At 68.5% G+C, this 25,214-nt stretch carries 25 protein-coding genes; 15 read left to right on the top strand and 10 right to left on the bottom strand.

What is annotated here, in order from left to right:
• The first annotated feature begins 150 nt into the window (after positions 1-150).
• Genes ACQPYH_RS32930 through ACQPYH_RS32910 form a run of 5 tightly spaced genes read left to right on the top strand, consistent with a single transcriptional unit; the run spans position 151 to position 5,323 of the window.
• A complete protein-coding gene (locus tag ACQPYH_RS32930) occupies positions 151-1,221 on the top strand; it encodes a ParA family protein (protein WP_432879391.1) in 1,071 nt (356 codons plus the stop codon).
• Positions 1,206-1,598 carry a hypothetical protein gene (locus ACQPYH_RS32925; RefSeq protein ID WP_432879389.1) on the top strand — a complete coding sequence of 131 codons (393 nt, stop codon included), beginning with the start codon at positions 1,206-1,208 and terminating at the stop codon, positions 1,596-1,598. Before ACQPYH_RS32930 ends, ACQPYH_RS32925 begins: the two co-directional genes overlap by 16 nt.
• Positions 1,599-1,600: 2 nt before the next feature.
• Positions 1,601-2,611, top strand: coding sequence for a segregation and condensation protein A (locus tag ACQPYH_RS32920; protein WP_432879386.1), 1,011 nt, complete (start codon positions 1,601-1,603; stop codon positions 2,609-2,611).
• Positions 2,608-4,599: an SMC-Scp complex subunit ScpB gene (scpB, locus tag ACQPYH_RS32915; RefSeq protein ID WP_432879384.1), complete on the top strand. Its 1,992-nt coding sequence runs from the start codon at positions 2,608-2,610 to the stop codon at positions 4,597-4,599. The genes ACQPYH_RS32920 and scpB overlap by 4 nt, the downstream gene beginning before the upstream one ends.
• The gene (locus tag ACQPYH_RS32910) at positions 4,589-5,323 is read left to right on the top strand and encodes a pseudouridine synthase (RefSeq protein ID WP_130439250.1); all 735 of its coding nucleotides are present in this window, start codon (positions 4,589-4,591) and stop codon (positions 5,321-5,323) included. The genes scpB and ACQPYH_RS32910 overlap by 11 nt, the downstream gene beginning before the upstream one ends.
• Positions 5,324-5,434: 111 nt before the next feature.
• On the opposite strand, the gene ACQPYH_RS32905 is transcribed toward ACQPYH_RS32910, so the two are convergent.
• Positions 5,435-7,081 (bottom strand): APC family permease, encoded by a 1,647-nt coding sequence (locus ACQPYH_RS32905; RefSeq protein WP_432879382.1) that lies wholly within the window; start codon positions 7,079-7,081, stop codon positions 5,435-5,437.
• Between the two features lie 240 nt (positions 7,082-7,321).
• Here ACQPYH_RS32905 and ACQPYH_RS32900 point away from each other — a divergent pair, with 240 nt between their 5' ends.
• The 3 genes from ACQPYH_RS32900 to ACQPYH_RS32890 are packed head-to-tail and all read left to right on the top strand — an operon-like array spanning position 7,322 to position 10,418.
• Complete coding sequence (locus tag ACQPYH_RS32900; RefSeq protein ID WP_432879380.1) at positions 7,322-8,374, top strand: sugar ABC transporter substrate-binding protein; 1,053 nt, start codon at positions 7,322-7,324, stop codon at positions 8,372-8,374.
• A complete protein-coding gene (locus ACQPYH_RS32895; RefSeq protein ID WP_432879378.1) occupies positions 8,371-9,144 on the top strand; it encodes an ATP-binding cassette domain-containing protein in 774 nt (257 codons plus the stop codon). Before ACQPYH_RS32900 ends, ACQPYH_RS32895 begins: the two co-directional genes overlap by 4 nt.
• Positions 9,141-10,418 (top strand): sugar ABC transporter permease, encoded by a 1,278-nt coding sequence (locus ACQPYH_RS32890; RefSeq protein ID WP_432879375.1) that lies wholly within the window; start codon positions 9,141-9,143, stop codon positions 10,416-10,418. The genes ACQPYH_RS32895 and ACQPYH_RS32890 overlap by 4 nt, the downstream gene beginning before the upstream one ends.
• Here ACQPYH_RS32890 and ACQPYH_RS32885 read toward each other — a convergent pair.
• From ACQPYH_RS32885 to ACQPYH_RS32860, 6 genes are read right to left on the bottom strand one after another with little or no spacing between them, the layout of a single operon-like run.
• The gene (locus ACQPYH_RS32885) at positions 10,415-10,768 is read right to left on the bottom strand and encodes a response regulator (protein WP_432879372.1); all 354 of its coding nucleotides are present in this window, start codon (positions 10,766-10,768) and stop codon (positions 10,415-10,417) included. The genes ACQPYH_RS32890 and ACQPYH_RS32885 overlap by 4 nt on opposite strands.
• Before the next feature lie 49 nt (positions 10,769-10,817).
• The gene (locus tag ACQPYH_RS32880) at positions 10,818-12,206 is read right to left on the bottom strand and encodes a CHASE3 domain-containing protein (RefSeq protein ID WP_432879370.1); all 1,389 of its coding nucleotides are present in this window, start codon (positions 12,204-12,206) and stop codon (positions 10,818-10,820) included.
• The gene (locus tag ACQPYH_RS32875; protein WP_432879368.1) at positions 12,203-12,871 is read right to left on the bottom strand and encodes a response regulator transcription factor; all 669 of its coding nucleotides are present in this window, start codon (positions 12,869-12,871) and stop codon (positions 12,203-12,205) included. Before ACQPYH_RS32875 ends, ACQPYH_RS32880 begins: the two co-directional genes overlap by 4 nt.
• A 40-nt stretch (positions 12,872-12,911) precedes the next feature.
• The gene (locus tag ACQPYH_RS32870) at positions 12,912-13,826 is read right to left on the bottom strand and encodes a hypothetical protein (protein ID WP_432879365.1); all 915 of its coding nucleotides are present in this window, start codon (positions 13,824-13,826) and stop codon (positions 12,912-12,914) included.
• Positions 13,827-13,832: 6 nt separating this feature from the next.
• Positions 13,833-14,777, bottom strand: a complete 945-nt coding sequence (locus tag ACQPYH_RS32865; protein WP_432879362.1) for a hypothetical protein — start codon at positions 14,775-14,777, stop codon at positions 13,833-13,835.
• Between the two features lie 3 nt (positions 14,778-14,780).
• Positions 14,781-15,704, bottom strand: coding sequence for a hypothetical protein (locus tag ACQPYH_RS32860; protein ID WP_432879360.1), 924 nt, complete (start codon positions 15,702-15,704; stop codon positions 14,781-14,783).
• A gap of 143 nt (positions 15,705-15,847) precedes the next feature.
• Between ACQPYH_RS32860 and pafA the strand changes: the two genes are divergently transcribed.
• The 3 genes from pafA to ACQPYH_RS32845 all read left to right on the top strand — a co-directional run bounded on the left by pafA (position 15,848) and on the right by ACQPYH_RS32845 (position 19,661).
• Positions 15,848-17,209 carry a Pup--protein ligase gene (gene pafA / locus ACQPYH_RS32855; protein WP_130439232.1) on the top strand — a complete coding sequence of 454 codons (1,362 nt, stop codon included), beginning with the start codon at positions 15,848-15,850 and terminating at the stop codon, positions 17,207-17,209.
• A 51-nt stretch (positions 17,210-17,260) separates the two neighbouring features.
• Entirely contained in the window at positions 17,261-18,547 is a 1,287-nt protein-coding gene (locus tag ACQPYH_RS32850; protein ID WP_432879357.1) for a GNAT family N-acetyltransferase, read from the top strand.
• A gap of 142 nt (positions 18,548-18,689) precedes the next feature.
• Positions 18,690-19,661 carry an FKBP-type peptidyl-prolyl cis-trans isomerase gene (locus ACQPYH_RS32845; protein ID WP_432879355.1) on the top strand — a complete coding sequence of 324 codons (972 nt, stop codon included), beginning with the start codon at positions 18,690-18,692 and terminating at the stop codon, positions 19,659-19,661.
• A 31-nt stretch (positions 19,662-19,692) separates the two neighbouring features.
• On the opposite strand, the gene ACQPYH_RS32840 is transcribed toward ACQPYH_RS32845, so the two are convergent.
• Both ACQPYH_RS32840 and ACQPYH_RS32835 read right to left on the bottom strand, forming a co-directional pair.
• Complete coding sequence (locus ACQPYH_RS32840; protein ID WP_432879352.1) at positions 19,693-20,157, bottom strand: hypothetical protein; 465 nt, start codon at positions 20,155-20,157, stop codon at positions 19,693-19,695.
• Between the two features lie 31 nt (positions 20,158-20,188).
• A complete protein-coding gene (locus tag ACQPYH_RS32835; RefSeq protein WP_350861235.1) occupies positions 20,189-21,289 on the bottom strand; it encodes a DUF3866 family protein in 1,101 nt (366 codons plus the stop codon).
• A gap of 98 nt (positions 21,290-21,387) precedes the next feature.
• On the opposite strand from ACQPYH_RS32835, the gene ACQPYH_RS32830 reads away from it, so the two are divergent.
• Positions 21,388-22,344, top strand: coding sequence for a helix-turn-helix transcriptional regulator (locus ACQPYH_RS32830; protein ID WP_432879349.1), 957 nt, complete (start codon positions 21,388-21,390; stop codon positions 22,342-22,344).
• A complete protein-coding gene (locus ACQPYH_RS32825) occupies positions 22,341-23,312 on the top strand; it encodes a helix-turn-helix transcriptional regulator (RefSeq protein WP_432879346.1) in 972 nt (323 codons plus the stop codon). The genes ACQPYH_RS32830 and ACQPYH_RS32825 overlap by 4 nt, the downstream gene beginning before the upstream one ends.
• Here ACQPYH_RS32825 and ACQPYH_RS32820 read toward each other — a convergent pair.
• Positions 23,309-24,499: a winged helix DNA-binding domain-containing protein gene (locus ACQPYH_RS32820; RefSeq protein WP_432879344.1), complete on the bottom strand. Its 1,191-nt coding sequence runs from the start codon at positions 24,497-24,499 to the stop codon at positions 23,309-23,311. The two genes, ACQPYH_RS32825 and ACQPYH_RS32820, sit on opposite strands and share 4 nt — an antisense overlap.
• A gap of 164 nt (positions 24,500-24,663) precedes the next feature.
• On the opposite strand from ACQPYH_RS32820, the gene ACQPYH_RS32815 reads away from it, so the two are divergent.
• On the top strand, positions 24,664-24,855 hold the full coding sequence (locus ACQPYH_RS32815; protein WP_432879341.1) for a hypothetical protein: 192 nt from the start codon (positions 24,664-24,666) through the stop codon (positions 24,853-24,855).
• 57 nt (positions 24,856-24,912) lie between these two features.
• Positions 24,913-25,203: a twin-arginine translocase TatA/TatE family subunit gene (locus tag ACQPYH_RS32810; protein ID WP_130439214.1), complete on the top strand. Its 291-nt coding sequence runs from the start codon at positions 24,913-24,915 to the stop codon at positions 25,201-25,203.
• Positions 25,204-25,214 lie beyond the last annotated feature (11 nt).

Here is a 25,214-nt window from a genome sequence, read left to right as displayed (position 1 = left end):
CGGCCGGTAACTCGGAGTGGGTGATCGGCCAGGTTCGGAGCTTTGTCGACAAACAGCCCCACCCCGGTGCGGAGTGGCTGGTTGAGAGTGCTTGAATGCACGCTTACAGTCGCTGGGATCGCCCGTATCGGTTGAAAGGTTTGACGAGTCATGAACGAGTCGACATTCCCGGGCACCGAGCACGTGACCGACCACCTTTCGGGCCGCATCCCGGGGCACCATCAGCCGAGCCCGGAGCCGGTCCAGCCGTTCAGCACGCCACCCCGCCCGGTGACGACGCCCCGGGCCCTGCCCGACAACTATGCGGAGATGCCGAAGCCGACGGCCAAGCTCACCGCGGAGGACCTTGCACCCGTGAACGACCCGAACGGCCCGCGTCACAAGATCGGGCCGACCGGCCGGCCGCTGCCGGACCTGCCGGTGCCGCAGCCACCCGCCAAGACCGGCCCGGCGCAGGTGATCGCGATGTGCAACCAGAAGGGCGGCGTCGGTAAGACGACGACCACGATCAACCTCGGCGCGGCGATCGCCGAGACCGGCCGCAAGGTGCTGCTGATCGACTTCGACCCGCAGGGGTCCGCCTCGATCGGCCTCGGCGTCCAGCCGCACGACCTCGAGCTGTCGGTCTACAACCTGCTGATGCAGCGCGACATCACGCCCGACGAGGTGATCCAGCCGACCCGGGTGGAGAACCTCGACCTGCTGCCGGCCAACATCGACCTGTCCGCGGCCGAGGTGCAGCTGGTCCAGGAGGTCGCCCGCGAGTACACACTGCAGCGGGTGCTGGACCCGATCATCCCGAACTACGACGTGATCCTGATCGACTGCGCCCCGTCGCTCGGTCTGCTCACGGTGAACGCGCTGACCGCGTCGAACGGCATCGTCGTACCGCTGGAGTGTGAGTTCTTCGCGCTCCGCGGCCTGGCCATGCTGACCGACACCATCGCCAAGGTGCAGGACCGGCTGAACCCGAAGCTCGAGATCGTCGGGATCCTCGGCACCATGTTCGACGGGCGTACGACGCACGCCCGGGAGGTCCTCGACCGGGTGGTCCAGGCCTTCGACGAACGCGTCTTCCACACCGTCATCCGGCGTACCGTCAAGTTCCCCGAGACCACGGTCGTCGGCGAACCGATCACGACGTACGCCCCCTCGTCCCAAGCGGCTACGCAGTACCGCGACCTTGCCAAGGAGGTGCTGGCGCGTTGTCCCGCCGGGTGAGCCTGCCAGGTGCCAGTGAACTCTTCGGGGGTGCGGCACCGAAGCAGACCAGACCCGAGAAGCGCACCACCACTGACGGACCGTCGTCGTCTGTACGGTCCCGTACGACGGTCGTCGACGACCGGAAGTCGAGTGGTCGGATCCGTCACGACACGAAGATCACCGTGTACGTGACGGAGGATGAGCTGCTCGGATTGGAACAGACCAGACTTGCGCTGCGCGCGGAGCACGGCCTGACGGCCGACCGGGGCCGGATCGTCCGCGAGGCGATCGACGTCCTGCTGGCCGACTTCGTCGACCACGGGCCGGACTCGGTGCTGGTACGGCGGCTGCGCGCGTCCGAGGACCGGGCCGCGGAGCTCAAGGGCACGGAGTGACCGTGTCCTCGGACTCGTTACCGCTGGACCCCTCGGGCGGCTCGGGCGGCTCGGGCGGCTCGGGCGGCTCGGGCGGCTCGGGCGGCGAGCCGGCTGTTGCGGAGGGCAAGGGGTTCAGTGTTCACCTGGTGAACTTCGAGGGCCCGTTCGACCTGCTGCTGCAGCTGATCTCGAAGCACAAGCTGGACATCACCGAGATCGCGCTCTCGGTGATCACGGACGACTTCATCGCGCATATCAAGGCGCTGGGGTCGGAGTGGGACCTCGATCAGACGTCGGAGTTCCTGCTGATCGCGGCGACGCTGCTCGACCTGAAGGCGGCGCGGTTGCTGCCGAAGGGCGAGGTCGAGGACGACGAGGATCTCGCGCTGCTCGAGGCGCGGGATCTGTTGTTCGCGCGGCTGTTGCAGTACCGGGCGTTCAAGCAGATCGCGGCGCTGGTGCAGGAGCGGATGGCGATCGAGTCGCGGCGGTTCCCGCGTGCGGTGGGTGTCGAGCCGCGGTTCGCGGAGTTGCTGCCTGAGGTGTTGCTCGGGCTTGATCCGGCCGGGTTGGCTGCGCTCGCGGCGCGCGCGATGGCGCCCAAGAACGACGTACCTGAAGGGGTTTCGCTCGCCCACCTGCACGCGCCGGCCGTCACGGTACGCGAGCAGGCTCTGGTGATCGTGGATCGGTTGCGACGGCAGCGCAGTACGACGTTCCGCGCGCTGGTGTCGGACTCGCCGGACACGGTGACGACGGTGTGCCGGTTCTTGGCGTTGCTGGAGTTGTTCCGTGAGGCAGCGGTGACTTTTGATCAGGTGACGCCGTTGGGTGAGCTCACGATCCGGTGGACGGGTACGGACGAGGGCGAGATCGACGTCAGCGACGAGTTCGACGAGGAACAACAACCGTCCGACGAGGAAGGTGAAGCGCCGGTAGTTGCCGAGGACAATGACTTCCTCGAGCCAGGCACAAGCGCCACCGACGAATCCGACATCGCCCCAGAACCCAACGAGACGGCAAACCAGTGACCGACCAAACCAACACCCCCACCGGCGCCGAGCAGGACGCGGTGCACGCGCCTGACGCGCAGGAAGAAACCGCGCTGGAGCAGCCGTCGGTAGTAGACGACGCCGCCGATGGCGCCGCGGAGGAGCAGGTTGCTGCGGAGGACTCCGAGCAGGAGCAAGCTGCGGGGGACGAGCAGGTTGCTGCGGACGGTTGGGTGGAGGAGCAGGCGGGCACAGAGGCGGCCTCGGACGAGCTGGCTGCTGCCGAGGGTGCCGCGCAGGAGCAGGTTGCCTCGGACGAGCAGGCTGCCTCGGCGGCTGACGCCGGCGAGCTGGCTGCTGCGGACGCTTCCGCGGGTGAGGTGGCTGCTGCGGACGGCTCCGAGCAGGAGCAGGTCGGCGCGGACACCGCGGTGGACGAGCAGGCGGGCACGGAGGCGGCCTCGGACGAGGTGGCTGGGGCCGAGGGTGCCGCGCAGGAGCAGGTTGCCTCGGACGAGCAGGTTGTAGCGGGAGCCGACGCCGAAGAGTTCGCCGGCGCCGATGGTGCTGCGGGAGAGCAGGGTGCCTCGGCGGCTGACGCCGACGAGCTGGCTGCTGCGGACGCTTCCGCGGGTGAGTTGGCTGCTGCGGACGGCTCCGAGCAGGAGCAGGTCGGCGCGGACACTGCGGTGGACGAACAGGCGAGCACGGAGGGCTCCTCGGACGAGCCGGCTGGGGCCGAGCGTGCCGCGCAGGAGCAGGTTGGCGCCGACGGCGTACTGGGGGATGAGGAGCACCTGCCGCCGGGGCAGACTGAGGTGCCGGTGGGGGATGAGGTTGTTGTTGATGACGACACCATGCGGCGGGCTATTGAGGCGATCCTGATGGTGACGGATGAGCCGTTGCCGGTGCTCACGTTGGCGCGTGCGGTCGGGCGGCCGACGGGGGATGTGGCGGACGCGCTGGCGGCGCTGGCGGAGGAGTACACCGAGCAGGGGCGTGGGTTCGACCTGCGTGAGGTGGGCGGGGGCTGGCGGTACTACACCCGCGCCGAGGCGGCGCCGTACGTCGAACGCTTCGTATTGGACGGCCAACAGGCGCGGCTGACGCAGGCCGCGCTGGAGACGCTGTCGGTGGTCGCGTACAAGCAGCCGGTCAGCCGGGCGCGCGTCTCGGCCATCCGCGGGGTGAACGTGGACGGCGTCATGCGCACGCTGGTAGCCCGCGGTCTGGTCGAGGAAGCCGGCTCCGACACAGAATCCCAAGCCACCCTCTACCGCACCACGACATACTTCCTGGAACGCATGGGCATGCAGTCCCTGGACGACCTCCCGGAGCTCGCTCCATACCTCCCCGACATGGACGACATAGAGGAGGAGTTGGCCGCCCAAACCCTCCCACCCTCACCGTCCTCCGACGACACCACGTCCACGGACGACGCGGAGTCCGCCGGGACGGCGCAGGACGCCCAGTCCGCACCATCCACCGAGTCCGACGAGGCGGAGCACGCCGAGCCGGCACAGGACGCGGAGGACGCAGACGCGGAGTACGCCGAGCCGGCACAGGACGCGGAGTACGCCGAGGAGGCGGGCGCGGAGTCCGCCGAGCCCGTGCGGGGCGCGGAGTACGGCGAGCTCGCGCAGGACGCGGAGTACGCCGGGGAGGCGGGCGTGGAATACGGCGCTTCCGTCGAGCAGGTCGGCGGCGTGGACAGTGAGTACGAGGACGCGTCGCCTGCGGCGGAGGTGGCGTCGTACGAGGACGCGGATGCTGATGAGTCGACGGACGCCGAAGAGGCCGAAACCGCTGTGTTCGTGGAGGACTCGGAGGCCGCCGGGGATGCTGGAGACGGCGAGGCGGCCGCGGACGACCGCGAGGACGTGGACGACCGCGAGGGCGCGGAGGACACCGGAGACGGCGAGGACGTAGACGCAGCCGACGACGATGTAGAAGCCGAGGTTGTGGAAGCTGCCGAGGGGTTTCGGGTGGTTGGGGTTTTGGGGGAGGGCGGTCGGGATGGCGGATGACGGTGGGGTTCGGTTGCAGAAGGTTTTGGCTCGGGCGGGGGTTGCTTCTCGGCGGAATGCGGAGCTGCTGATCGAGGAGGGGCGGGTTGAGGTTGACGGGCGGGTGGTGACGGAGTTCGGGGTTCGGGTGGATCCGGAGTCTGCGGTCATCCGGGTGGACGGCGAGCGGATTCCGCCGGTAAGTGCGAACGTCTACCTCGTCCTCAACAAGCCGCGCGGTGTCGTCAGCACGATGTCCGACCCGCAAGGGCGCCCGTGCATCACCGACTACGTGCAGGATCGCCCGGAGCGCCTCTTCCACATCGGCCGCCTGGACACCGACACCGAGGGACTCCTGCTGCTCACCAACCACGGTGAGTTCGCGCACCGCCTCGCGCACCCGTCGTACGAGGTCTCCAAGACGTACGTCGCCGAGGTCGACGGGAACGTCAAGCCCGGAGTACTGCGGACCCTCCTCGACGGCGTCGAGCTCGACGACGGCCCGGCCCGCGCGGACACGGTGAAGATCGTCTCCACCGTCCCCGGCCGCACTCTCGTCGAGATGAGCCTGCACGAGGGCCGCAACCGCATCGTCCGCCGCATGTTCGACGCGGTCGGCCACCCGGTCAAGCGCCTCACCCGCACCGCCATCGGCCCGGTCCGCCGCGGCAACCTCCACACCGGCGAACTCCGAGACCTCAACCAGAAGGAACTAGGCCAGCTTCTCGACCTCGTCGACCTGTGATGCGTACCTAACGACAGGTAGTAGTCCAGTCGGCCGAGTGAAGCCACGCTCAGGGCGGCCTGCCCGGAGACGCAGATGGGCACTACTACCTGTCCTTAGGTACGCAAACCTTCAGCCCAGGTTGGCTTCTTCGGGTACGACGACCTGGTCGACCATCGCCTGGATCTGTTCGGCAGGCAGTGCGACGGCGAGGGCCCAGAAGTAGATGACCAGGCTGAAGACTGCGGTCACGAGCATGTCCCACCACAGCGGGAACCACGGGTGCTTCAGCGGCCCGAAGTCGCTCAGGTAGACGATCAGTCCCATCCCGACCAGATACACCGGCAGCCACTGCGCCGCGCGCAGATCGAGCTGCGGCATGATCGGGTTCAGCTTGAACACCCGGTTGCCGATCAGGATCACGTACCCGAGCAGGATCGCCACGCCGAGCTTCCAGTCCGTCATCCACCCGGACCACAGGATCAGCAGGTTCGCGACCGCGAACGCCAGCGGCGACAGCCAGTTCGCGCCCGGCAGCCGGTACGGGCGATGCGCCCCAGGCAGCCGCCGACGGAACACGCCGAGCGACAACGGCGCACCGGCGTACATCAGCACACTCGCGCTCGTGATCAACCCGACCAGCGAACGCCAGCTCGGGAACGGCAGGAAGCAGATGCAGCCGATGATGAACGCCGTGATCAGCCCGACCCACGGTACGCCGCGCTTGTTGGTCCGCTCGAACACCGACGGCACGTACCCGTTCCGGCTCAGCCCATAGGACACTCGCGAGCTCCCGGTGATGTAGATCAGCCCTGTACCACCAGGCGAAACCACCGCGTCGATGTACAGGATCGTTGCCAGCCACCCCATACTCAGCAACGTCGCGACCTGGGCGAACGGTCCCGTCATCGTCGTGTACGCCGCATGCGCCCACGTGCCCTGGATCTGGTCCTTGGGCAGGGCCGCGATGAACACGATCTGCAGCAGGATGTAGATGACCGCGCCGATCACGATCGACCCGATCACCGCACGCGGGATGTCGCGCCGCGGGTTGCTGCTCTCGCCGGCCAGCTGGTCGGCCTGCTCGAAGCCGAGCAGCGCGAAGATGATGCCGCTGGTCGACACCGCGGACAGGATGCCCTTGGCGCCGTGCGGGTTGAAGCCGTCGGCGGCGGTGAAGTTGCTGCCGTGGAACTGGACCACGGCGAGCGCGAAGATCGTCAGCAGCGGGATGCCGACCTTCCACCAGGTCGCTGCGCTGTTGGTCCGCGCGAGCAGCCGGATGCTGAGGAAGTTGATCGCGGTGACCGCGGCCATCAGCAGCACCGCGACGACGATCCCGGACCCGGTCAGGATGTGCTGACCATTGACAGTCTTCAGCCAGCCGCTCGCGAACGAGTAGTGCTGGCCGTAGGTGATCATCGCCAGCACCTCGATCGGCGCCACGGTGGCCGCCTGCAACCAGGAGAACCAGCCGAACGACGCACCGGCCGCGCCGCCGAAGGCGTAGTGCGGGAAGCGCGCCGTACCGCCGGAGACCGGGTACATGCCGCCGAGCTCCGCGTGGACGAGCGCCAGGATCAGGATCGCCGTACCGCCGATGACCCAGGAGATGATCGCCGCGGGGCCGGCGGTGGACAGGGCGCCTTGTGCGCCGAACAACCAGCCGGAGCCGATGATCGATCCCTCGGATGCCCAGATCAGACCGACGAAGCCGATGTCACGCTTCAGGCCCGGCCGGCTCTGCCGAGCGGAAGGTATTGCTGCAGATGTGGCCATACCCGCAACCATGGCCCGGTCAGGTCGGCCGGTGCAGTGAGGCTGTCCGCCGTCCCCGCACCCTGCCAGCCGGTATCGGCCGTACCCGCTGGCGGGCAACGGGGTTGGGTGCCTGCTGCGACGACGGGACGCGGCGCCGATCGCATGCTGGGCAGGAGAGAACCCTGCGGCGATCACGAAGGACGCAAGATGCGAACACCACCGAGAGCTGTCGCACTGGCCGGACTCACGCTAACACTGATGGCGGGTCTGGTTGCCTGCGGCAATAACAACAACAACTCATCCGGGAGCAGCACAACGCCGCCGCCGAACACGAAGGTCGGCGTCCTGCTTCCCGACACCGCGTCCTCGCCGCGCTGGGTCTCGGCCGACCCGAACGAGCTGCGTAAGCAATGCACGGCCAACAAGCTCACCTGCTACATCGACAACGCGAACAACAGCGCGACGACGATGGAATCCCAGGCCCAGGCGCTGATCAACCAGGGCGTCGGCGTCCTGCTGGTGACGAACCTCGACTCGGGGTCCGGCAAGGCGATCGAGTCGCTGGCCAAGCAGCACAACGTGGTGACGATCGACTACGACCGCCTGACCACGGGCGGTACGGCGGAGTACTACGTGTCCTACGACAACGTGAAGGTCGGCGAGGACCAGGGTACGGCGCTGGCCGCCTGCCCGCAGGTCGCCGGCAAGAGCGCCGTCGGGTACGTCGACATCGACGGCGCACCGACCGACAACAACGCGACGTTGTTTGCCCAGGGCTACAACTCGGTGCTGGCGAAGCAGACCGGCTGGACGAAGCTCGGCGAGCAGACCGGCAACTGGGATCCGGCCACCGCGCAGACCGTGTTCACCACGATGCTCGGCCGGCACCCGAACCTCAACGCGGTGATGGTTGCCAACGACACCATGGCGCAATCGGTGATCAACGTGCTGAAGTCGCAGGGTCTGGCCGGCAAGGTCGCGGTGTCCGGACAGGACGCCACCGCGGGCGGTCTGGACAACGTGATGGCCGGCACCCAGTGCTTCACGATCTACAAGCCGGTCGCCGGTGAGGCCGATGTCGCGATCAAGCTGGCAGGCCAGATCCTGTCCGGCCAGAAGCCGACCGCCCCGGCAACGATCAAGGACCCGACCACCGGTCGCGAGGTCCCGTCGTACCTGGCCGATCCGACGGTCATCACCAAGAAGAACGTGGCGGTGCCGGTGACGGACGGCTACGAGACCGCCGTGTCGGTGTGCCCGACTCCGGCCCTGGTGAAGCTCTGCGGCGAGAACGGTATCCACACCCCGTGAAGACACTCGAACTGCGAGGCGTCGGCAAGTCGTTCGGTCCGGTCGTGGCGCTGTCGGGAGTCGACTTCAGCGCCGAGGCCGGCGACGTGACCGCCCTGGTCGGGGACAACGGGGCGGGCAAGTCGACGCTGGTCAAGTGCATCGGCGGCATCCACCGCATCGACGCCGGCGAGATCCTCGTGGACGGTACGCCGCAGCAGCTGCACGAACCGCGGGACGCGGCCCGGCTGGGTATCGAGATCGTCCACCAGGATCTGGCCCTCGCCGACAATCTCGATGTCGTCGGCAACATGTTCCTCGGCCGCGAACGGGTCGGCCGGCTGCACACGCTCGACGAGAACACGATGGAGCAGCTGGCCTCGCAAACCCTTGCCTCGTTGGGTGTCCGGACGGTTCGCTCGGTCCGCCAACGGGTCGCGAGCTTGTCCGGCGGCCAGCGGCAGACGGTCGCGATCGCGAAGTCCGTGCTCTGGAGTTCGAAGATCGTCATCCTCGACGAGCCGACCGCGGCCCTCGGCGTCGCGCAGACCGAGCAGGTGCTGGACCTGGTACGCCGGTTGGCCGATCGCGGCGTCGCCGTCGTACTGGTCTCGCACAACATGAACGACGTGATGCAGGTCGCCGACTCGATCGCTGTCCTGTTCCTGGGCCGGATGGCCACCCAGGTACGGCGTAAGGACGTCAGTCAGACCCAGGTCGTCGAGCTGATCGCCAGCGGCCGGTCCGGGGAGCTCGGACTGCCGGCCGAGTCGAGGGGAGCGACCCAGTGAATGTGCACGCCGAACAGGTGGTCGCCGACCAGAAGCCGCACCACGAGCCCGTGCAGGCGCCGCTCATGAACTACCTGCGCGACTACCTGGCGAGACTGCGTGGAGGCGAGCTCGGATCCGCTCCGGCGATCGTCGGCCTGGTCGTGATCACCGCGTTCTTCGCCATCGTGCACCAAGGGTTCCTGAGCGCGTACAACCTCGAGGCGCTGGTGATCCAGGCCGCTCCGATCATCGTGATGGCGATGGGGCTGGTCTTCGTTCTGCTGCTCGGGGAGATCGATTTGTCCGCCGGCACGACCGGTGGTCTGTGCTCCGCGATCATGGCTGTGCTGTTGCTGCGGCACGGACAGCCGTGGTGGATCGGCGTACTCGCGGGACTCGTCGTCGGGCTGGTGATCGGGTTCGTGATGGGGTGGTTGCGGGCGCGGGCCGGCATTCCGTCGTTCGTGATCACGCTGGCGACGTTCCTGGCCTTCCAGGGGCTGACGCTGATCCTGATCGGCGGTCAGGGCTCGGTGATCCTGCCGACCGGTTCACCGTTGATCTCGTTGGAGAACAGCTTCGTGCCGATCTGGCTGGGCTGGACCTTGCTGGGGATCTTCGTCCTCGGGTACGCCGCGATCAAGCTGATCGACGCGCGCGGACGCCGGCAGAGCGGGCTGCCCGCGACACCGGTCGTCGTGATCGTGGCGAAGGTGGTTGCGGTCGCGTTGCTCGGCAGCGCGTTCACCTACGAGATGGGGATCAACCGCAACCTCATCACCAATGCGTTCTTCAGCAACAAGGCGCAGGGCGAGCCATGGGCCGTCGTACTGCTGGTTCTGCTGTTCGTGGTCTGGCACTTCACCCTCAGCCGTACTCGCTACGGCCGGCACGTGTACGCGGTCGGCGGTAACGAGGAGGCTGCTCGTCGCGCCGGTGTCGTGGTCTCGCGGATCCGGATCTCCGTGTTCGTGATCTGCTCCGGCATGGCGGCCGTGTCCGGCGTGGTCGCGGCGTCGCTCCTGCAGTCGGTGCAGTCGAACGCGGGCGCCGGAAACACCCTGCTGCTGGCAGTTGGCGCAGCGGTGATCGGCGGTACGTCGTTGTTCGGCGGCCGCGGCCGGATGATCGACGCCGTCCTCGGCGGGCTGGTCGTTGCCGTCATCATCAACGGCATGAGCGACCTGATCCAGGGCTCGAACTCGTCGGGTTACGAATGGGTCGTCACGGGCGCAGTCCTCTTGCTGGCTGCCGGATTCGACGCCGTCGTACGCCGCGGGCGGTCCAGCTAGACCCTGTCCAGCAACCGCTGGATCGCGGCGGCCGACAGGTTCGTCTTGGGCACGAAGCCGATCGCAGGGCTCGCGGCAATCAGGTCCGCGTAGTCCTGCTCGGCGTGCGTGGAGATCAGGATCATCGGCGGCGGCGAGCCCGCGGACCGCAGTTGCATGACCAGGTCGAAGCCGCTCTCGTCGCCGAGGTCGATGTCGACCAGAACGACGTCCGGATGCAGGTCCTCGACCAGTGCGCCTGCCTCGGCGGCCGACATCGCCGTACCGACGACTGTGACGCCTTCGCGCCGCAGCAGGCCGCGCGCCGCTTCGAGGAAGTGCCGGCTGTCGTCGACGATCAGGCACCGCATGGATCAAGCATTGCAGGCACGCAACCCGGTGGCATTCCTGCTGCCTGTACTACAAGGTGATGGGCAGCGCGACCGAGAGCGTAGTCCCTGCTCCTGTTGGGCTTTCGACCACGAACGTGCCGCCGAGAGCCTGGACGCGGTCGTCGAGCCCGATCAGCCCGGAGCCGGTTGCCGGGTCCGCGCCACCGCGACCGTCGTCGCGGACGGTCAGTTCCAGCCGGTCGTTCGTGAGGCCGGCATCGATCAGTACGACGGACGCGTCGGCGTGCTTCGCGGCATTGGTGAGTGCTTCGGACACCACGTAGTACGTGGCTGCTTCGATCGGCGCCGGGAGCCGGGTGGTGAAGCCGACCGTGACTTCGGCCGGGACCTTGGACCGGCGGGCCAGCATCCGGAGCGCCGGGCCGATACCGCCTTCGGACAGGATCGCGGGATGGATGCCTCGGGCAATCTCTCGCAGTTCGTCCAGCGTCGACGACAGCCCGTCCGCGACCTTGTCGAGCTCGGCCATCGGGGCGTCGGCCTGGATCGCCCGGACGTCGAGGGCCAGCGAGACGAGCCGTTGCTGGATCCCGTCGTGCAGGTCGCGCTCGATCTGCCGCCGGGTCTCGTCGGCCGACCGCACGATGCGCGCCCGGGACGCGGCGACGTCGGCACTGGCCGCACCGAGCGAGGTCGCCATCGTGTTGAACGTACGCTCCAGCGTGCGGATCTCGCCGACGCCCGTCTCCGGCACGCGTACGCCGAGATCGCCCGCGGCCAGCTGGTTCGCCATCTCCGCCGTGACCCGCACCGGCCGGACGATCGCCCGCGTCAGGTAGATCGTGAAGCCCAGGATGAGTACGACGGAACCGGCCAGGCCGATCGTCGCGGCAACGACCGCCTGATTGGCAACCGAGTCCGAGTGCCGCTGCTCGGTCACCGACAACTGCTGCTCGGAGCCGATCAGCTGGTCGAGGACCGAACGGATCTGAGCGACCCGCTGCGCGCCTTCTGCCGTAGCGGCCTCGGTGCGGGCAGCGTCCGGGTCGAGACGCGCGGCCGCGATCTCCGGCATCGAGTAGTCCCGCAGGTACGACGTGACGCTCCGGCTGACCTGTTGCGCCCGCGTGAGCTCATCGGGGCTGCTGGCAACCAACTGCTGCAACGCGGCGGTCTGCGCCGGCAACTGCGCCTGAGCTGCCTGCCACGGCTGCAGGAACTTCTCCTGACCGGTGATGACGAAGTCGCGCTGACCGCTTGCCAGGTCATTGACCAGCCGCTCCACCTGATGCGCACTGGTCAGGACGGCCGCGGTGTGACGGGCCTGGTGTTCCGACGCACGCAGTCCCTGCACCGAGATCAGCAGCACCACGAACCCGGAGCCGACCAGCACCATCAACAGCCCACTCGCGACCAGCACCCGGCGGGCGACCCCGCCGATCACGCCGCCGATCACGTCGCTGGGCGCCGCACGCCGTCGAGGTAGGTCAGGACGGCCAGGACCCGGCGGTGGTCGTCGTCGGTCTCGGGCAGGTCGAGCTTGGTCAGAATGCTGCGGACGTGCTTCTCGACGGTCCCCTCGGCAACCCACAGCCGCCGCGCGACACCGGCGTTCGAGCGGCCCTCCGCCACCAGCGACAGGACCTCCCGCTCGCGTTGACTGAGCGCGGCCAGCGGGTCATGGCGGCGTCGAGCGTCGACCAGCTCCCGGACCAGTGCGGGGTCGACCACCGAGCCGCCGCGCGCGACCCGGCGCAGACTCTCGAGAAACTCGTCGACGTCCGTCACCCGGCTCTTGAGCAGGTAGCCGACGCCCTGCCCGGCAGCCATCAGCTGAAGCGCGTGCTCGACCTCCACATGCGCCGACAGCAGCAGTACGGCGGTCTCCGGGTGCTCCCGGCGGATGACGTCGGCCGCGTCGAGCCCCTCCGTCGAGAGCCCGGGTGGCATCCGGATGTCGACGATGACGAGCTCCGGGCCCTCACGTCGTACCAGGTCGAGGAGCTGCTCGGCGTTGCCCGCAGTACCGAGGACGGCGAAGCCGGAGCGCTCGAGCAGACTGGCCAGACCCTCGCGCAGCAGCACATCGTCGTCTGCGATAGCCACTCGGGTCCGGCTCACGCCTCCAGTGTGGCACCGGAAACTCACCAGACAATCGGCCTTACTCGCCGGACAGCTGGTCGTAGTCCTGGGTGTCGTCGTAGTACCGCGAGTAGGCGACCTCACCGAACGTGCGCGGCACCTTGCCGAGGCCCTTGATCACGGTCGCCGTCCCGTTGGCGTGCCCGATCGTGTAGAGGTACGGCGCCCCGGTCTCCTTGTCGACGCCGAGCAGCAGTGTCCCGGTGCCGCACTTGGAGGCGACGAGTGCCTCGAAGCCTTGCCACGTGGTCCGCCGTACGACCTTCACGACCGGCTTGCCCGACACGGGGATCCGGATCGTGTAGAGCGCTCCGGCGAACGTGTTGGCGAGGAACGTGTCGTAGGTGGCGGTCTGGCTGATCAGCGTCATCGTCTTGACCGCGCTGAACCCGCCGTACGTCGCCTTGTGGGTGAACGACGTGCCGTCGACACTCCAGCGCAGGATGGTGTCACCGATGAGGGCGTACGCGCTGTTCCGGACGAGCTTGCTGCCGACGTTGTAGCGGGAGTTCTCGATGTACCGGGCGGCGCTCCAGCCGCCGCCGACCGGGGTCCGCGTCACCGAGCCCGGATCGACCTCGCCGCCGAAGCCCTTCACGTCGTACGTCAGCAGGTTGAGCGTGGAGTCCAGCACGACGTACTGACGCCGGCTGACTCCGGTCTGGTCTGCGTTGACCTGCAGACCGAGCCCACTGGCCACCTTGATGGTGTCGTCCGGCAGGAGGTCCTTGCCGCCCCAGGTGCTCGCACTGGCGCTCGGCGGGACGGTCCCCGACAGCACGCGGAGGATGAGGTCCCCACCGCTCGTCGTCGAGCCCAGCGCCAACTGGCAGAACGGCGGCGGCGCCGTCGTACCAGCACTCGCCGGTGCGGCCTGGACCAGCGCCCCGGCAGCCATCACTACCCCCAGCAGCCCAGCTGCTCGTTTCTTCATCCTTGCTCACTCCCCGTAGAGAAGGTCGTCGGCCTCAGAGCTGCCGGCGAAGTATCGGAAGTACGTCTTGTCCTCGGGCGCGACGAGCTGGTTGCCCACCTTGCCCAGGCCGTTGATGACCGTAGCGGCACCGTTGGCGTGGCTGACCGCATACAGGTAGGCGGTGCGCGTGTCCTTGTCGATGCCCAGCAGCAGAGTGCTCTGCTTGCCGCACCTCTCGGCGATGAGCGTGTCGAAGGTCTGCCAGGTCGACGTACGGACCTTCTTGACGACCGGAGCGCCGCTCAGCGGGATCCGGATCGTGTAGAGCGCTCCGCCCCGGGTGTTGGCCAGGAAGCTGTCGTACGTCGCGGTCTGGCTGATCAGCGTCATCGTCTTCACCGCCGAGAACCCGCTGTACGTCGCTTTGTTGCGCCAGGCCGATCCCTCCACGGTCCAGCGCGTGATCACGTCGTCCTGCAGGGCGTAGGTGTTGGTGCGGGGGCCGTTGGCCGTGAAGAAGGTGGACTGGTCCAGGTACGTCTGGTGGATCCAGCCGCCACCCACCTTGGACTTCACGTACGACGCCGGGTCGAGCTGGCCCGTGCTGTTGTCGATGGCGTAGCTGAAGCGGTAGAGGTCGGTCCCGATCGTCACGTACCCGCGGCTGACCATGGCCGACGGCGGATCCGGCTCCCACCCCAGCGATGTCGCCAGCCGCACCTGATCCACCGGGAACAGCCCCTTCGGGCGGACGACCGGCGTACTGGCGGTCACCGGCGACGTCGCCGTGATCGTCTGGAACTTGTGATCCCCCTGCACCGTCACCGCCCCCAGCGTGAGGCTGCAGGCCGCACTCGCCCGAGCGCTCTCAGCTTGAGCCGGTCCGGGCACAAGTGCGGCCGCCGTCATCGCCGCGCCGACCACGCCGACCAGGCCGACCATGCCGGCCGCGATCCGAAGTCTTGTCACAACTCACGCTCCTGTGAGGACAATGCCGCCGCTGAAGTAGCGGAAGTACGAGTCGGTGGCCGGGAAGGTCGTCGGGACCTTGCCGAGGCCCTTGATGACGGTGGCGGCGCCGTTGGCGTGGCCGACGGCGTACAGGTAGCCGGCGCCGGTGTCCTTGTCGATGCCGAGGAGCAGGGTGCCGGAGTTGCCGCACTTCTCGGCGATCAGGGTCTCGAAGCTCTGCCAGGTCGACGTACGCACCTTGGTCACCACCGGCTTCCCGGCGCCAGTCGGTATCCGGACGGTGTAGAGCGCACCGCCGTTCGTGGTGGCCAGGAACGTGTCGTACGTGCTGCCCTGACCGATCAGCACCATCGTCTTGACCGCAGAGAAGCCGCCGTACGTCGTGTAGTACTTCCACCCCGTCGGAGTGACCGTCCAGCGCGCGATGAGGCCGTCGGTGAACTGGTTGATCAACGAGTAGACGTTCGACCGCTCGATCCCCCCGGGCGATGCATGGCTGAGCTCGACGTACTTGTGCAGGTCGTCCCAGCCGCCACCTATCAGCGTCTGCTTGAGAGTCCCGGGCACGATCGCCGTACCGGTGCCGTCGGTGATGTAGCTGGTGCCGTACATCCGCACGCCTACGACTGCCAGACCGGTGCGCTGCTCACCGGCTGGTACGACCAGTTCGGTGCGGACTGCGGTGGGCAGGTGTGCCTGACCGTCCGGATACAGGTCTTTCGGGCCGACCTTGCGGGCACCGGCCGATGGAGTGGCAGTGATGGTTTGCAGGGTGTGGTCGCCGCCGGGCGTGATGGAACCCAGCTGCATCGAGCAGACCGCGGATTGGCCGGCCGTACTCGCTGTGGCCGGTGCCGGGACCAGCGTGCTTGTGGCCAGCGCTGCAGTGGCGATCGCGCCTAGCGCCCGCCTGTTCTTGGTCATGTAGGAGTCCTTCCTCGCGACAAGCTCGATGCGGGCGGACACCCGATTGTTGCGACCTGCAGGTGCATCAAAGGGATAACGCCCGACGACGGCGCGCCTGAGATCTGGCCCGCTTGTCGGAACCGCGCCGTAGTGTGGGTGATGTGAACCGGCGAATCTTCGGTCTGGAGAACGAGTACGGCGTGACCTGTACGTTCCGCGGGCAGCGGCGACTGACCCCGGACGAGGTCGCGCGGTACCTCTTTCGGCGGGTCGTGTCCTGGGGGCGGAGCAGCAACGTCTTCCTCCGCAACGGGGCCCGGCTCTACCTCGACGTGGGCTCCCACCCGGAGTACGCGACCGGTGAGTGCGACTCGGTCACCGACCTGATCGCGCACGACAAGGCCGGTGAGCGGATCCTGGAGGGACTGCTGGTCGACGCGCAGAAGCGGCTGCACGACGAAGGCATCTTCGGCGACGTCTACCTGTTCAAGAACAACACCGACTCGGCCGGCAACAGCTACGGCTGCCACGAGAACTACCTGGTCTCCCGGCACGGCGACTTCGCCAAGCTGGCCGACGTGCTGATCCCGTTCCTGGTCACCCGGCAGCTGATCTGCGGCGCCGGCAAGGTGCTGCAGACCCCCCGCGGCGCGGTGTACTCCGTGTCGCAGCGGGCCGAGCACATCTGGGAAGGCGTCTCCAGCGCGACCACCAGGTCCCGGCCCATCATCAACACCCGTGACGAGCCGCACGCGGACGCCGAGCGCTTCCGCCGGCTGCACGTGATCGTCGGCGACTCGAACATGTCCGAGACCACCATGCTGCTCAAGGTGGCCAGCACCGACCTGGTGCTGCGGATGATCGAGGCCGGCATCGTGATGCGCGACCTGACCCTGGACAACCCGATCCGGGCGATCCGCGAGATCAGCCACGACATGACCGGTCGCCGCGAGGTCCGGCTGGCGAACGGCCGCGAGGCGTCGGCGCTGGACATCCAGACGGAGTACCTGACCAAGGCGCGCGACTTCGTCGACCGCCGCGAGCTCGGGACGCCGGCGGTCGAGCGGGCGCTGTCGCTGTGGGAGCGGACGCTGAAGGCGATCGAGTCCGGCGACATGTCCGGGATCGAGCGCGAGATCGACTGGGTGATCAAGTACCGGCTGATCGAGCGGTACCGCGCGCAGAACAACCTCGGTCTGGCCAGCCCGCGGGTGGCGCAGCTCGACCTGGCGTACCACGACATCCACCGGCCGCGCGGGCTGTACTACCTGCTCGAGCGCAAGGGCGCGGTCACCCGGGTCGTCGACGACCTGCGGGTGTTCGAGGCCAAGTCGGTGCCGCCGCAGACCACGCGGGCCCGGCTGCGCGGTGAGTTCATCAAGCGCGCGCAGGAGCGCCGCCGCGACTTCACCGTCGACTGGGTGCACCTCAAGCTCAACGACCAGGCCCAGCGGACTGTGTTGTGCAAGGACCCCTTCAAGTCCCACGACGAGCGCGTCGAGAAGCTCATCGCGAGCATGTAGGTCGTCGCTAAATAGAGTGCTCCGTCGCCATGCGCTGCTTAGAAAGGGCGCATGGCGATTGATATCCGGCCGATCACCGCGGCCGAGACCCAGGAGTATCTGCGCGTCCTGCCATACGTGAACGGCTTTCCGCAGGAGGAGCCCGAGCCGTCGGCCTGGTACGCCGGAACAGCCGCCTGGCCACCGCAGGTCCCGCCGACCGCGGCCGACCTCGGGCGGTACGCCGACGAGCTCCAGGCGGACTGGATGCGCCCGCAGGCTGCGTTCGTGGACGGCAAGATCGCCGGCGGATCCGCGATCGTGTCCGTGCAGGTCACCGTCCCGGGCGGCCGGCAACTGGCCCTCGGCGGCGTGACGTCGACCGCTGTGCTGCCGACGTACCGCAGGCGGGGGCTGCTGCGGAAGATCATGTCCGCGATGCTGGCGGACTGCCGTGAGCGTGGTGAGTTCCTGGCCGGGCTCAGCGCCAGCGAGGGGACGATCTACGGCCGGTACGGGTTCTCGCCCGCGACGTTCCAGCACCGCTGGGAAGTACGGCGTACCGACGTTGCCTTCCGGTCTGAGTTCTCTGACTCGGGTGCGCTCGAGCTGGTGGACGGCGTGGTCGCGGGCGAGGTGTGGCCGGTGCTGCATGAACAGGTGCGTGCCCTGCGCGTTGGGGAGATCAGTCCGCTGCCGGGTAAGTGGGACGGCCTCCCAGCCGGTGCGTTGCCGGCGGACGGGTCCGGGCGGGCGCACCACCTTGTTCATCGCGATGCTGCGGGTGCAGTGGACGGGGCTGCGATCTTCCGGTTGCCGTGGTCGCCGGATCCGGCACAGGTCGGCGTACTGCAGGTTGAGGCGTTCGAAGCGCTGACATCCGATGCGTACCGGGCGCTGTGGGGTTTGCTGCTCGACTTCGACCTGACCAAACGGGTCGTTGCTGCACGGCGACCCGTCGACGAGCCACTGCGCTGGATGCTGACCAATCCGCGCGCGCTGAAGCTCACGCGGACGCGGGACAACCTGTGGCTACGCATCCTCGACGTACAAGGGGCTCTGGAGGCACGGACGTACGCCGCGGCCGATTCGCTCGTACTGGACGTGTCGGACGACCTGTTCGGCTCCGGCCGTTGGCGTCTGGACGCAGCGCCGGATGGAGCCACCTGCACCGCCACTGACGAGACTGCAGACCTGTCCCTCGGCATTGCCGAGTTGGGATCGCTCTACCTCGGCGGTGTCCGCGCAAGTGAGCTGTCCCACGCCGGCCGCATCGACGAGCACACACCAGGCGCAGTGTCCCGGCTGGACGCAGTACTGCGAACGGAGCGCGCACCGCACAATGCGGTCGGTTTCTGAGCGTTGTGACTGTACGTGGTGTGACTCAACGGTGACGCAGCCAGCCGTCCACCCAGTTGAAGCCGCAAGCTAGGGTGGGCGGCGTTGTTGACCGGAGTCGATCGGCGCTGACCTGCGCCGGGATGTTCGAGGTGCTGGTTTCGTGCGCAAGTTGTTGAGTCTGGTCGTAGTTGCGGCGCTGGGGTCGTCCCTGGTGGCGTGCGGATCGGACAAGAAGGACGAGTTCGGGGCGGCCGGTGTCAAGGTGACGTCGGACTTCGGGCAGAAGCCGACCGTCACCCATCGCGAAGGCGACCCGGACAAGACCCTGGTGACCGAGGTCCTCAAGGAGGGCGACGGTCCCGAGGTGAAGAAGGGCGAGCTGCTCACCGCCAACTACCTCGGCCAGATCTGGCGCGACGGCAAGGTCTTCGACAACTCCTACGACCGCGGCGCTCCGTCGTCGTTCCCGATCGGGGTCGGCGGCGTCATCGCCGGCTGGGACGAGGGTCTGGTCGGCAAGAAGATCGGCAGCCGCGTGATGCTGTCGATCCCGGCCGACAAGGGCTACAAGTCCACCGGTAACGAGCAGGCCGGTATCAAGGGTGACGACACGCTGATCTTCGTCGTAGACCTGGTCGGCGAGGCCGCCAACGACACCCCGCTCGACGCGAACCCGGTCACCCCGTCGACGCCCACGAAGATCACGGTCAGCGGCCCGCTGAACGCCGAGCCGAAGGTGACGGTCGCGGCCGGCACCAAGCCGCCGGCGAAGCCGGGCAAGCCGGTCGTGTTCGCGCTCGGCAAGGGCAAGCCGGTCGAGAAGGCCAGCCAGCTGATCGGCCGCTACGTCGTGTACGACTACACCGGCAAGAAGCAGGCCAGCACCTGGGACGGCCAGCCCGCCACCGCGCAGAGCCCGGCCCAGCCGGGTGCCCCGACCGACCAGCTCCAGGTCGGCCCGAGTGCGTCCGGCCAGACCGGTGCCCTCGACGGCCTCGCCGGCATCCCGGTCGGCAGCCGCGTTCTGGTCGAGCTCCCGGCCTCGAAGGACCAGGCCGGCAAGGTGGTCAACGCCTTCGCGGTCATCGACATCCTGAACGCGTTCCCGGCTCCGAAGGAAACGGGTCAGTAGTTCAGAACTCTTCACCCGAAGGCCGGTCTCCTCACCTGGGAGACCGGCCTTTCGCGTTGAACCAGCGGGCGGTGTCGCGGTGGAAGGTGAAGTACAGCGCGCTGATCACCGCTGTCAGGTGTACGGCGCGGAGCGCGGCGATCGTGACGAAGCTGACGGACCAGTCGATCGTGGCGAAGTCGCCGTTGTCGATCAGCCAGCCGATCGGTTCGGTGACCAGCGAGACCACGCCGACCGTCCCGAGTACGCCGGCCAGCAGGTAGCGCGACCAGCGCACCCCACGCCGGAAGTACCGGTCGATGATCACGAACAGTGCGCCGTAGATGACCGCGCGAACTGCGATCTGACCGACGATCGAGGACGTCGAGACGTCGTCTGCCAGCGCGAGCCCCACCTGGACTACGGTCTCCACGACCCCGGCGGCGACCGCCAGCAACCACGACATCGTCGCCGACCGGGCGGTCAGCGGCGGTTCAACCCGACTAATCGTTCTCATGCTTCCAGCGTGGCCGGGAAGGCCCGCAGGATCAGGAGTACTGCGTCCCCACTCCGGGTGGAGGTACGTCCACCAGACCCGCTGCGTGCCGGCCCGCCGCGGCTGCGGCCTCGAAGTACGCGCGGTCCTCGTCGAGCCCACGACCCATCGTGGACAGCTTGACCGGCGCTGCCTCCATCGCCTCATACAGCCCGTCCACACCGACCCGCACGACCCGATGCCGCGCCTTCAACGGCTCGGCCGCATCCCGTACGGCGTCCCCGAAGTCACCCGCCAGATCCGGTACGACGACATCCGCCGGCTGGAGCGCCACGCGGCCGTACGCGGTGAGGCTGTGGTGCGAGATGCCACGGTGGCGTGGACGCGGGTCAGCTTCGGAGATCCGGAGCGATGCGACGGCCCGGCCGCCCAGTGTGCCGACTGCGTTGACCGCCTCACCTGACTGCACACCAGAGAAGCCCCAGCGCGTGCCGGTGCCCAGATTGCCCGGTCCTTGGGTGATGACGACCACCTCTGCAGCCAGGACCTGTACGGCGGTCAACAGGCCGGTGTGGACGGTGACAGCCTCCCGGTCGCCGCCGTACGCCTGGCCGACGGTCACCGTCCCGCTGAGCCAGCCGGCGTCCCGCAGCGTCGCCACGTTCCGCGAGAACGCCAGCGGGAGCGCGCCGCCGTCCGTCATGACGTAAACGACCCGAGTGGTCGGCCTGGCCTCGTAGACGCCCGCCAGCACGGCAGGCAGCGCAGAGTGCAGGTCGGCGACGACAACCGGCGTACCGAAGAGGTCGTCCGCGTCCCGCAGTACGTCGTGGTCGGGGGAGTCCTGTTCGTCGGCGCCCAGCACCATCGCCTGCATCGGCGTGTAGCGGGCCTTCACCAGGTGGCCGCGCTCCGGCGGGTCCTCCGGCAGCCGGTCCGGCACGGCGACGACCAGCGCGTATCCACCTGTGCCCAGGCCGCGGTCCAGCGCGCTCACGTTGAGCAGCACGCGGTCGCCCGCCACCGGCGTACCGACCAGGTCCGGGTACGCCAGGGCGCGCACAGTCTGCGCACCGACCGTCACAGTCAGCTCAACTGCACCGGCCCAGCTCCGGCCGACCTGCGCCACCACACCGTCCCGCCAGCGAATCACGCAGCGACCATAGCGTGTCCTCAGCGCGTCGAAGGTGTGTTCGAAGTTTCGGTGCGGAAAGGCGGGTTTTGGACGCCCGGAGGCCGTAAGGTGGTCGGGTGTCGGCGCGGAAGAGTGAGCGACTGCTCAATGTGGTCATCTGCCTGCTGGTCGCGCGCACCTACGTGACGAAGGAGCGCATCCGCGAGGTCGTCGAGGGGTACGCCGGCCAGACCGACGACGCGTTCGAGAAGATGTTCGAGCGGGACAAGGACGAGCTGCGCGACCTCGGCATCCCGATCGAGATGGGCACGATCGACAAGTTCTTCTCCGACGAGGTCGGCTACCGGATCCGGCGCGACGTCTTCGAGCTCCCCGAAGTACACCTGGAGCCGGACGAGGCCGCCGTGCTCGGCGTGGCCGCGCGGGTGTGGCAGCACGCCGGTCTGTCCGAGGCGACCACGTCGGCGGTGCTGAAGCTGAAGGCAGCCGGTATCCAGACCGACCAGTCCGCGCTGAGCGCGATCGAGCCGCACGTCGGCGCGTCAGAGCCGGCCTTCGACCCACTCTGGTCCGCTGTCGTGGCGCGGCAGGTAGTCCGGTTCCAGCACGTGCGGAGTGGTGCGTCAGAGCCGACCACGAGGACGCTGGAGCCCTGGGGCATCGTCTCCTGGCACGGCCGCTGGTACGTCGTCGGCCGCGACCGCGACCGTCAGGCCACCCGTATGTTCCGGATGTCGCGCATCGGCGGCAATGTGAAGACGGTGGGGGAGCCGGGTGCGTTCACCGTGCCTGAGGGGACTGACCTGCGCTCGCTGGTGACTGAGCTCGCGCCGCCGCGTCCGACGTCCGAGGCGAAGGTGCGGGCGCGGACCGGTTCGTGTGTGAGCCTGCGTCGCCGCGCGAACGCGATCGAGGAGTACGAAGAGGGCTGGGACCTGCTGCACGTCCCGTACGCCGACTCGTCCGTCCTGGCCGAGGAGATCGCGTCGTACGGCCCGGATGCGGTCGTTGAAGGACCTGGGGACGTGCTGGACGGCGTGCTCTGGCGGCTGCGGACGGTGGCTGGGGCATGAGCAATGCGCGTGACCAGGTGCAGCGGCTGTTGGCTTTGGTGCCGTACCTGCGGGAGAACGACGGCGCGCGCGTCGACGACGTCGCCAAGGAGTTCGGCGTACGGCCGAAGCAGATCATCGCGGACCTGAAGGTGCTGTGGTTCTGCGGGCTGCCCGGTGCGCAGATGGGCGATCTGATCGAGATCGACATCGAGGCGGCCGAGGGCGACGGCGTCATCCACATCAACAACGCGGACTACCTGGCCCGGCCGCTGCGGCTGGCCGCGGCCGAGGCACTGGCGCTGCTGACCGCGCTGCGCACGCTGCGCGAGGTGACAGCCGGCCCGGACCGGGACGCCGTCGACCGGGCCATCGCCAAGCTGGAGCGGGCAGCGGGGGAGGCTGCGGCGGCCAGCGAGGGTGCCGCCGCCCACGTTCACGTCGAGCCGGCCGCGCCGGAGATCGCCGAGACCGTCAACCGCGGGCTGGCCGGGAAGCGGCGGCTCCACCTGACGTACGACGTACCGTCGCGCGACGAGACGACCGAGCGCGACGTGGACCCGATGCGACTGGTCGTGTCCGAAGGCCGCACGTACCTCGAGGCCTGGTGCCGCCTTGCCGAGGACGTTCGCCTCTTCCGTCTGGACCGCATCGCCGCGGTCAAACTCCTCGACCTGCCCAGCGAGCCACCGCCCGAGGCCACGCCACGTGACCTCTCCAACGGCATGTTCCAGCCCTCCGAACAGGACCTGCTGGCCACGGTGAAGCTCGCACCCCCGGCCCGCTGGGTCGCCGAGTACTACCCGAACGAGTCCGTCGAGGAGGGCCCCGACGACTCCCTGATCGTCAAACTCCGCGTCGCCGACACCGCCTGGCTCCAACGCCTGGTTCTGCGGCTGGGCGGTGCCGCAACCGTCCTGGATCCCCCCAACCTCACCACCCAGATCGCAGCCACAGCCCGCGAGGCGTTGTCGGCGTACGACGACTAGCTCTGGCTGAGCTGCTTTTCCAAGGGGGAGCGGAAGCGGGGGGTGACGCGGACGCCGGCTAGCCAGGTGGTCCAGCGGGCGGCTTCGGAGGCAACCAGGGCGGTGGTGTCGGCGCCGACGTCCTCGAGGAGTTCGTAGCGGACCTCGCCGGACTCGGGCTGGCCCCAGCCGCCGATGATCCGGCCGTCGGCCCAGATCGTCGGGCCGATGTTGCCGGTGTTGTCGAAGAGCCTGGACTTGTGCGGACCGAGGAACCAGTCCCGTTCCTTCCAGCCCATCGGCGTCGGGTCCAGACCAGGGAGGAACGCGACCCACGGCTCGACCGGCACTTCGGGTGCCTCGTCGCCCGGCAGCACGTAGCCCACCTGGCCATCCAGATCCACGGCGACCGCCTCGACCGCCGCCAGTGCCTTCTTCGTCTGTCCGCCCGTCCAGCCGGCCCACCACTGCAGGTCAGCCGCCGTCCCCGGGCCGAACGACGACAGCCACGCCCGCGCGAGCATGATCCGCGCCTCGTCCGCTACAGGCCGGTCACCGAGCCCACCGGGCAGCCAGTCGGCAGAAGGCGACCACTGGTGCTGTCCGCTCAGCCACGTCCCCAGCGGCCGTCCACGCACGATCCGCCCCTCGGCGGACAGCTGGAACAACACGCGGCTCGTCACGTACGGCTGGGCGGCGTACGTCTTCCCGGTCGCCATGCTGAGCCTGGTCCGCAGCCGCGGCTCGTCCGCGGACAACTCCTGCGCCGTCGCAGACCCACGCAGGGCCAATGCGGTCGCGGTCGACTCCTCGACGGCGGCAAGCCAGCGCCCGCACGCCTCGGCGTCCTCTGCTACGCCTGCCTCGTTGAGATGCTTGACCAGCAGCTTCCGCTGCTTGACCGCGATGTCGTCCGTGCACGCCGCCTGAACAACAGGCGCGAACGGTGTCGGCACGACGAACACCGTACGGCGCATGCCGAGCATCCGGATCAGCGAGCGTTCGTCGTACAGCGCACGTTCCGTGCCCGCGACATCACTCCCTGGCACACGTGCGGCGACGCTCAGGTGCACAGTGGCTGGATCGGTGGCGTGCAGCGCGACCATCGACGCGGCCGCCTCGACCGGGTCGGCCGCCTGGCAGCCGGCCCCGAGCCGATGCCTCCGCCCAAGCCGCGCCCGCCGCTCATCGACGCCGATCCGCGCCATACTTGCTCCCTTTTCGGCCCGTTCCCAAGCCGTTGTCGTACCAGCTGTCCCGCGCTGTCACGCGGCGGGGACACTCGGTTTTACCATCACGTTCCGACACCGTTGTCCGCGCGGACGCCCCGGCGGGCGTGGGCGGTGGCCGAGAACCGGCTAGGCTCCTGGGTATGTACTGGTTCCTGCTCTTCCTCGCGGTGGTGGCGGTGTGGACCCTGGTCCTCGCCCTGCTCGCGAAGAAGTTGTGGGGCCAGGCCAAGGCACTGACGCGTGAGTTGGTCGCCGCCCAGTCCAAGCTGGATGCTGCGCAGTCCACGGCCGGGTCTGGACAGACCCGCGAGGAAGCGCACGCTCCGGCGTAGTATTCGGCCACGAACTCAGGCTCGAGCTTCGAGTTGATGTTGGAAAGGGAGATCGACATGGCACCGCTCCTCGGTATGCCCCAAGGCGCAGAGTGGCTCGTCATCCTCGCGATCGTCGTGCTGCTGTTCGGATCGGCAAAGCTGCCGGCCCTGGTGAAGCAGCTCGGCAAGTCGAAGAAGATCTGGGAGGAGGAGGTCGGCCCCAAGAAGAAGGACGGGGAACTGACCCAGGAGGCCTCGCAGCCCCCGGCGCAGCAGCCGGCCCCGCAGGCCCAGGCCGCGCAGCCGAACCAGGTGAACGGCCAGGCGCCGGGCGACGGCCTGCCGCCGACCCACACCGCCAACTGAGCCGAACGACG

Origin of the sequence: Kribbella sp. CA-245084, from assembly GCF_050942355.1 — a bacterium.
Taxonomy (GTDB): domain Bacteria; phylum Actinomycetota; class Actinomycetes; order Propionibacteriales; family Kribbellaceae; genus Kribbella.
Note: the sequence above shows the minus strand (reverse complement) of the source record. Positions and strands in the feature narration are given on the sequence as shown.

Bases quoted from the DNA above. Each gene is read 5' to 3' on its own strand.
- ACQPYH_RS32930 (WP_432879391.1), top strand. From the start codon at position 151: ATGAACGAGTCGACATTCCCGGGCACCGAGCACGTGACCGACCACCTT.
- ACQPYH_RS32910 (WP_130439250.1), top strand. From the start codon at position 4,589: ATGGCGGATGACGGTGGGGTTCGGTTGCAGAAGGTTTTGGCTCGGGCG.
- ACQPYH_RS32905 (WP_432879382.1), bottom strand. From the start codon at position 7,081: ATGGCCACATCTGCAGCAATACCTTCCGCTCGGCAGAGCCGGCCGGGC.
- ACQPYH_RS32900 (WP_432879380.1), top strand. From the start codon at position 7,322: ATGGCGGGTCTGGTTGCCTGCGGCAATAACAACAACAACTCATCCGGG.
- ACQPYH_RS32885 (WP_432879372.1), bottom strand. From the start codon at position 10,768: ATGCGGTGCCTGATCGTCGACGACAGCCGGCACTTCCTCGAAGCGGCG.
- ACQPYH_RS32870 (WP_432879365.1), bottom strand. From the start codon at position 13,826: ATGAAGAAACGAGCAGCTGGGCTGCTGGGGGTAGTGATGGCTGCCGGG.
- ACQPYH_RS32860 (WP_432879360.1), bottom strand. From the start codon at position 15,704: ATGACCAAGAACAGGCGGGCGCTAGGCGCGATCGCCACTGCAGCGCTG.
- ACQPYH_RS32850 (WP_432879357.1), top strand. From the start codon at position 17,261: ATGGCGATTGATATCCGGCCGATCACCGCGGCCGAGACCCAGGAGTAT.
- ACQPYH_RS32840 (WP_432879352.1), bottom strand. From the start codon at position 20,157: ATGAGAACGATTAGTCGGGTTGAACCGCCGCTGACCGCCCGGTCGGCG.
- ACQPYH_RS32825 (WP_432879346.1), top strand. From the start codon at position 22,341: ATGAGCAATGCGCGTGACCAGGTGCAGCGGCTGTTGGCTTTGGTGCCG.
- ACQPYH_RS32820 (WP_432879344.1), bottom strand. From the start codon at position 24,499: ATGGCGCGGATCGGCGTCGATGAGCGGCGGGCGCGGCTTGGGCGGAGG.
- ACQPYH_RS32815 (WP_432879341.1), top strand. From the start codon at position 24,664: ATGTACTGGTTCCTGCTCTTCCTCGCGGTGGTGGCGGTGTGGACCCTG.
- ACQPYH_RS32810 (WP_130439214.1), top strand. From the start codon at position 24,913: ATGGCACCGCTCCTCGGTATGCCCCAAGGCGCAGAGTGGCTCGTCATC.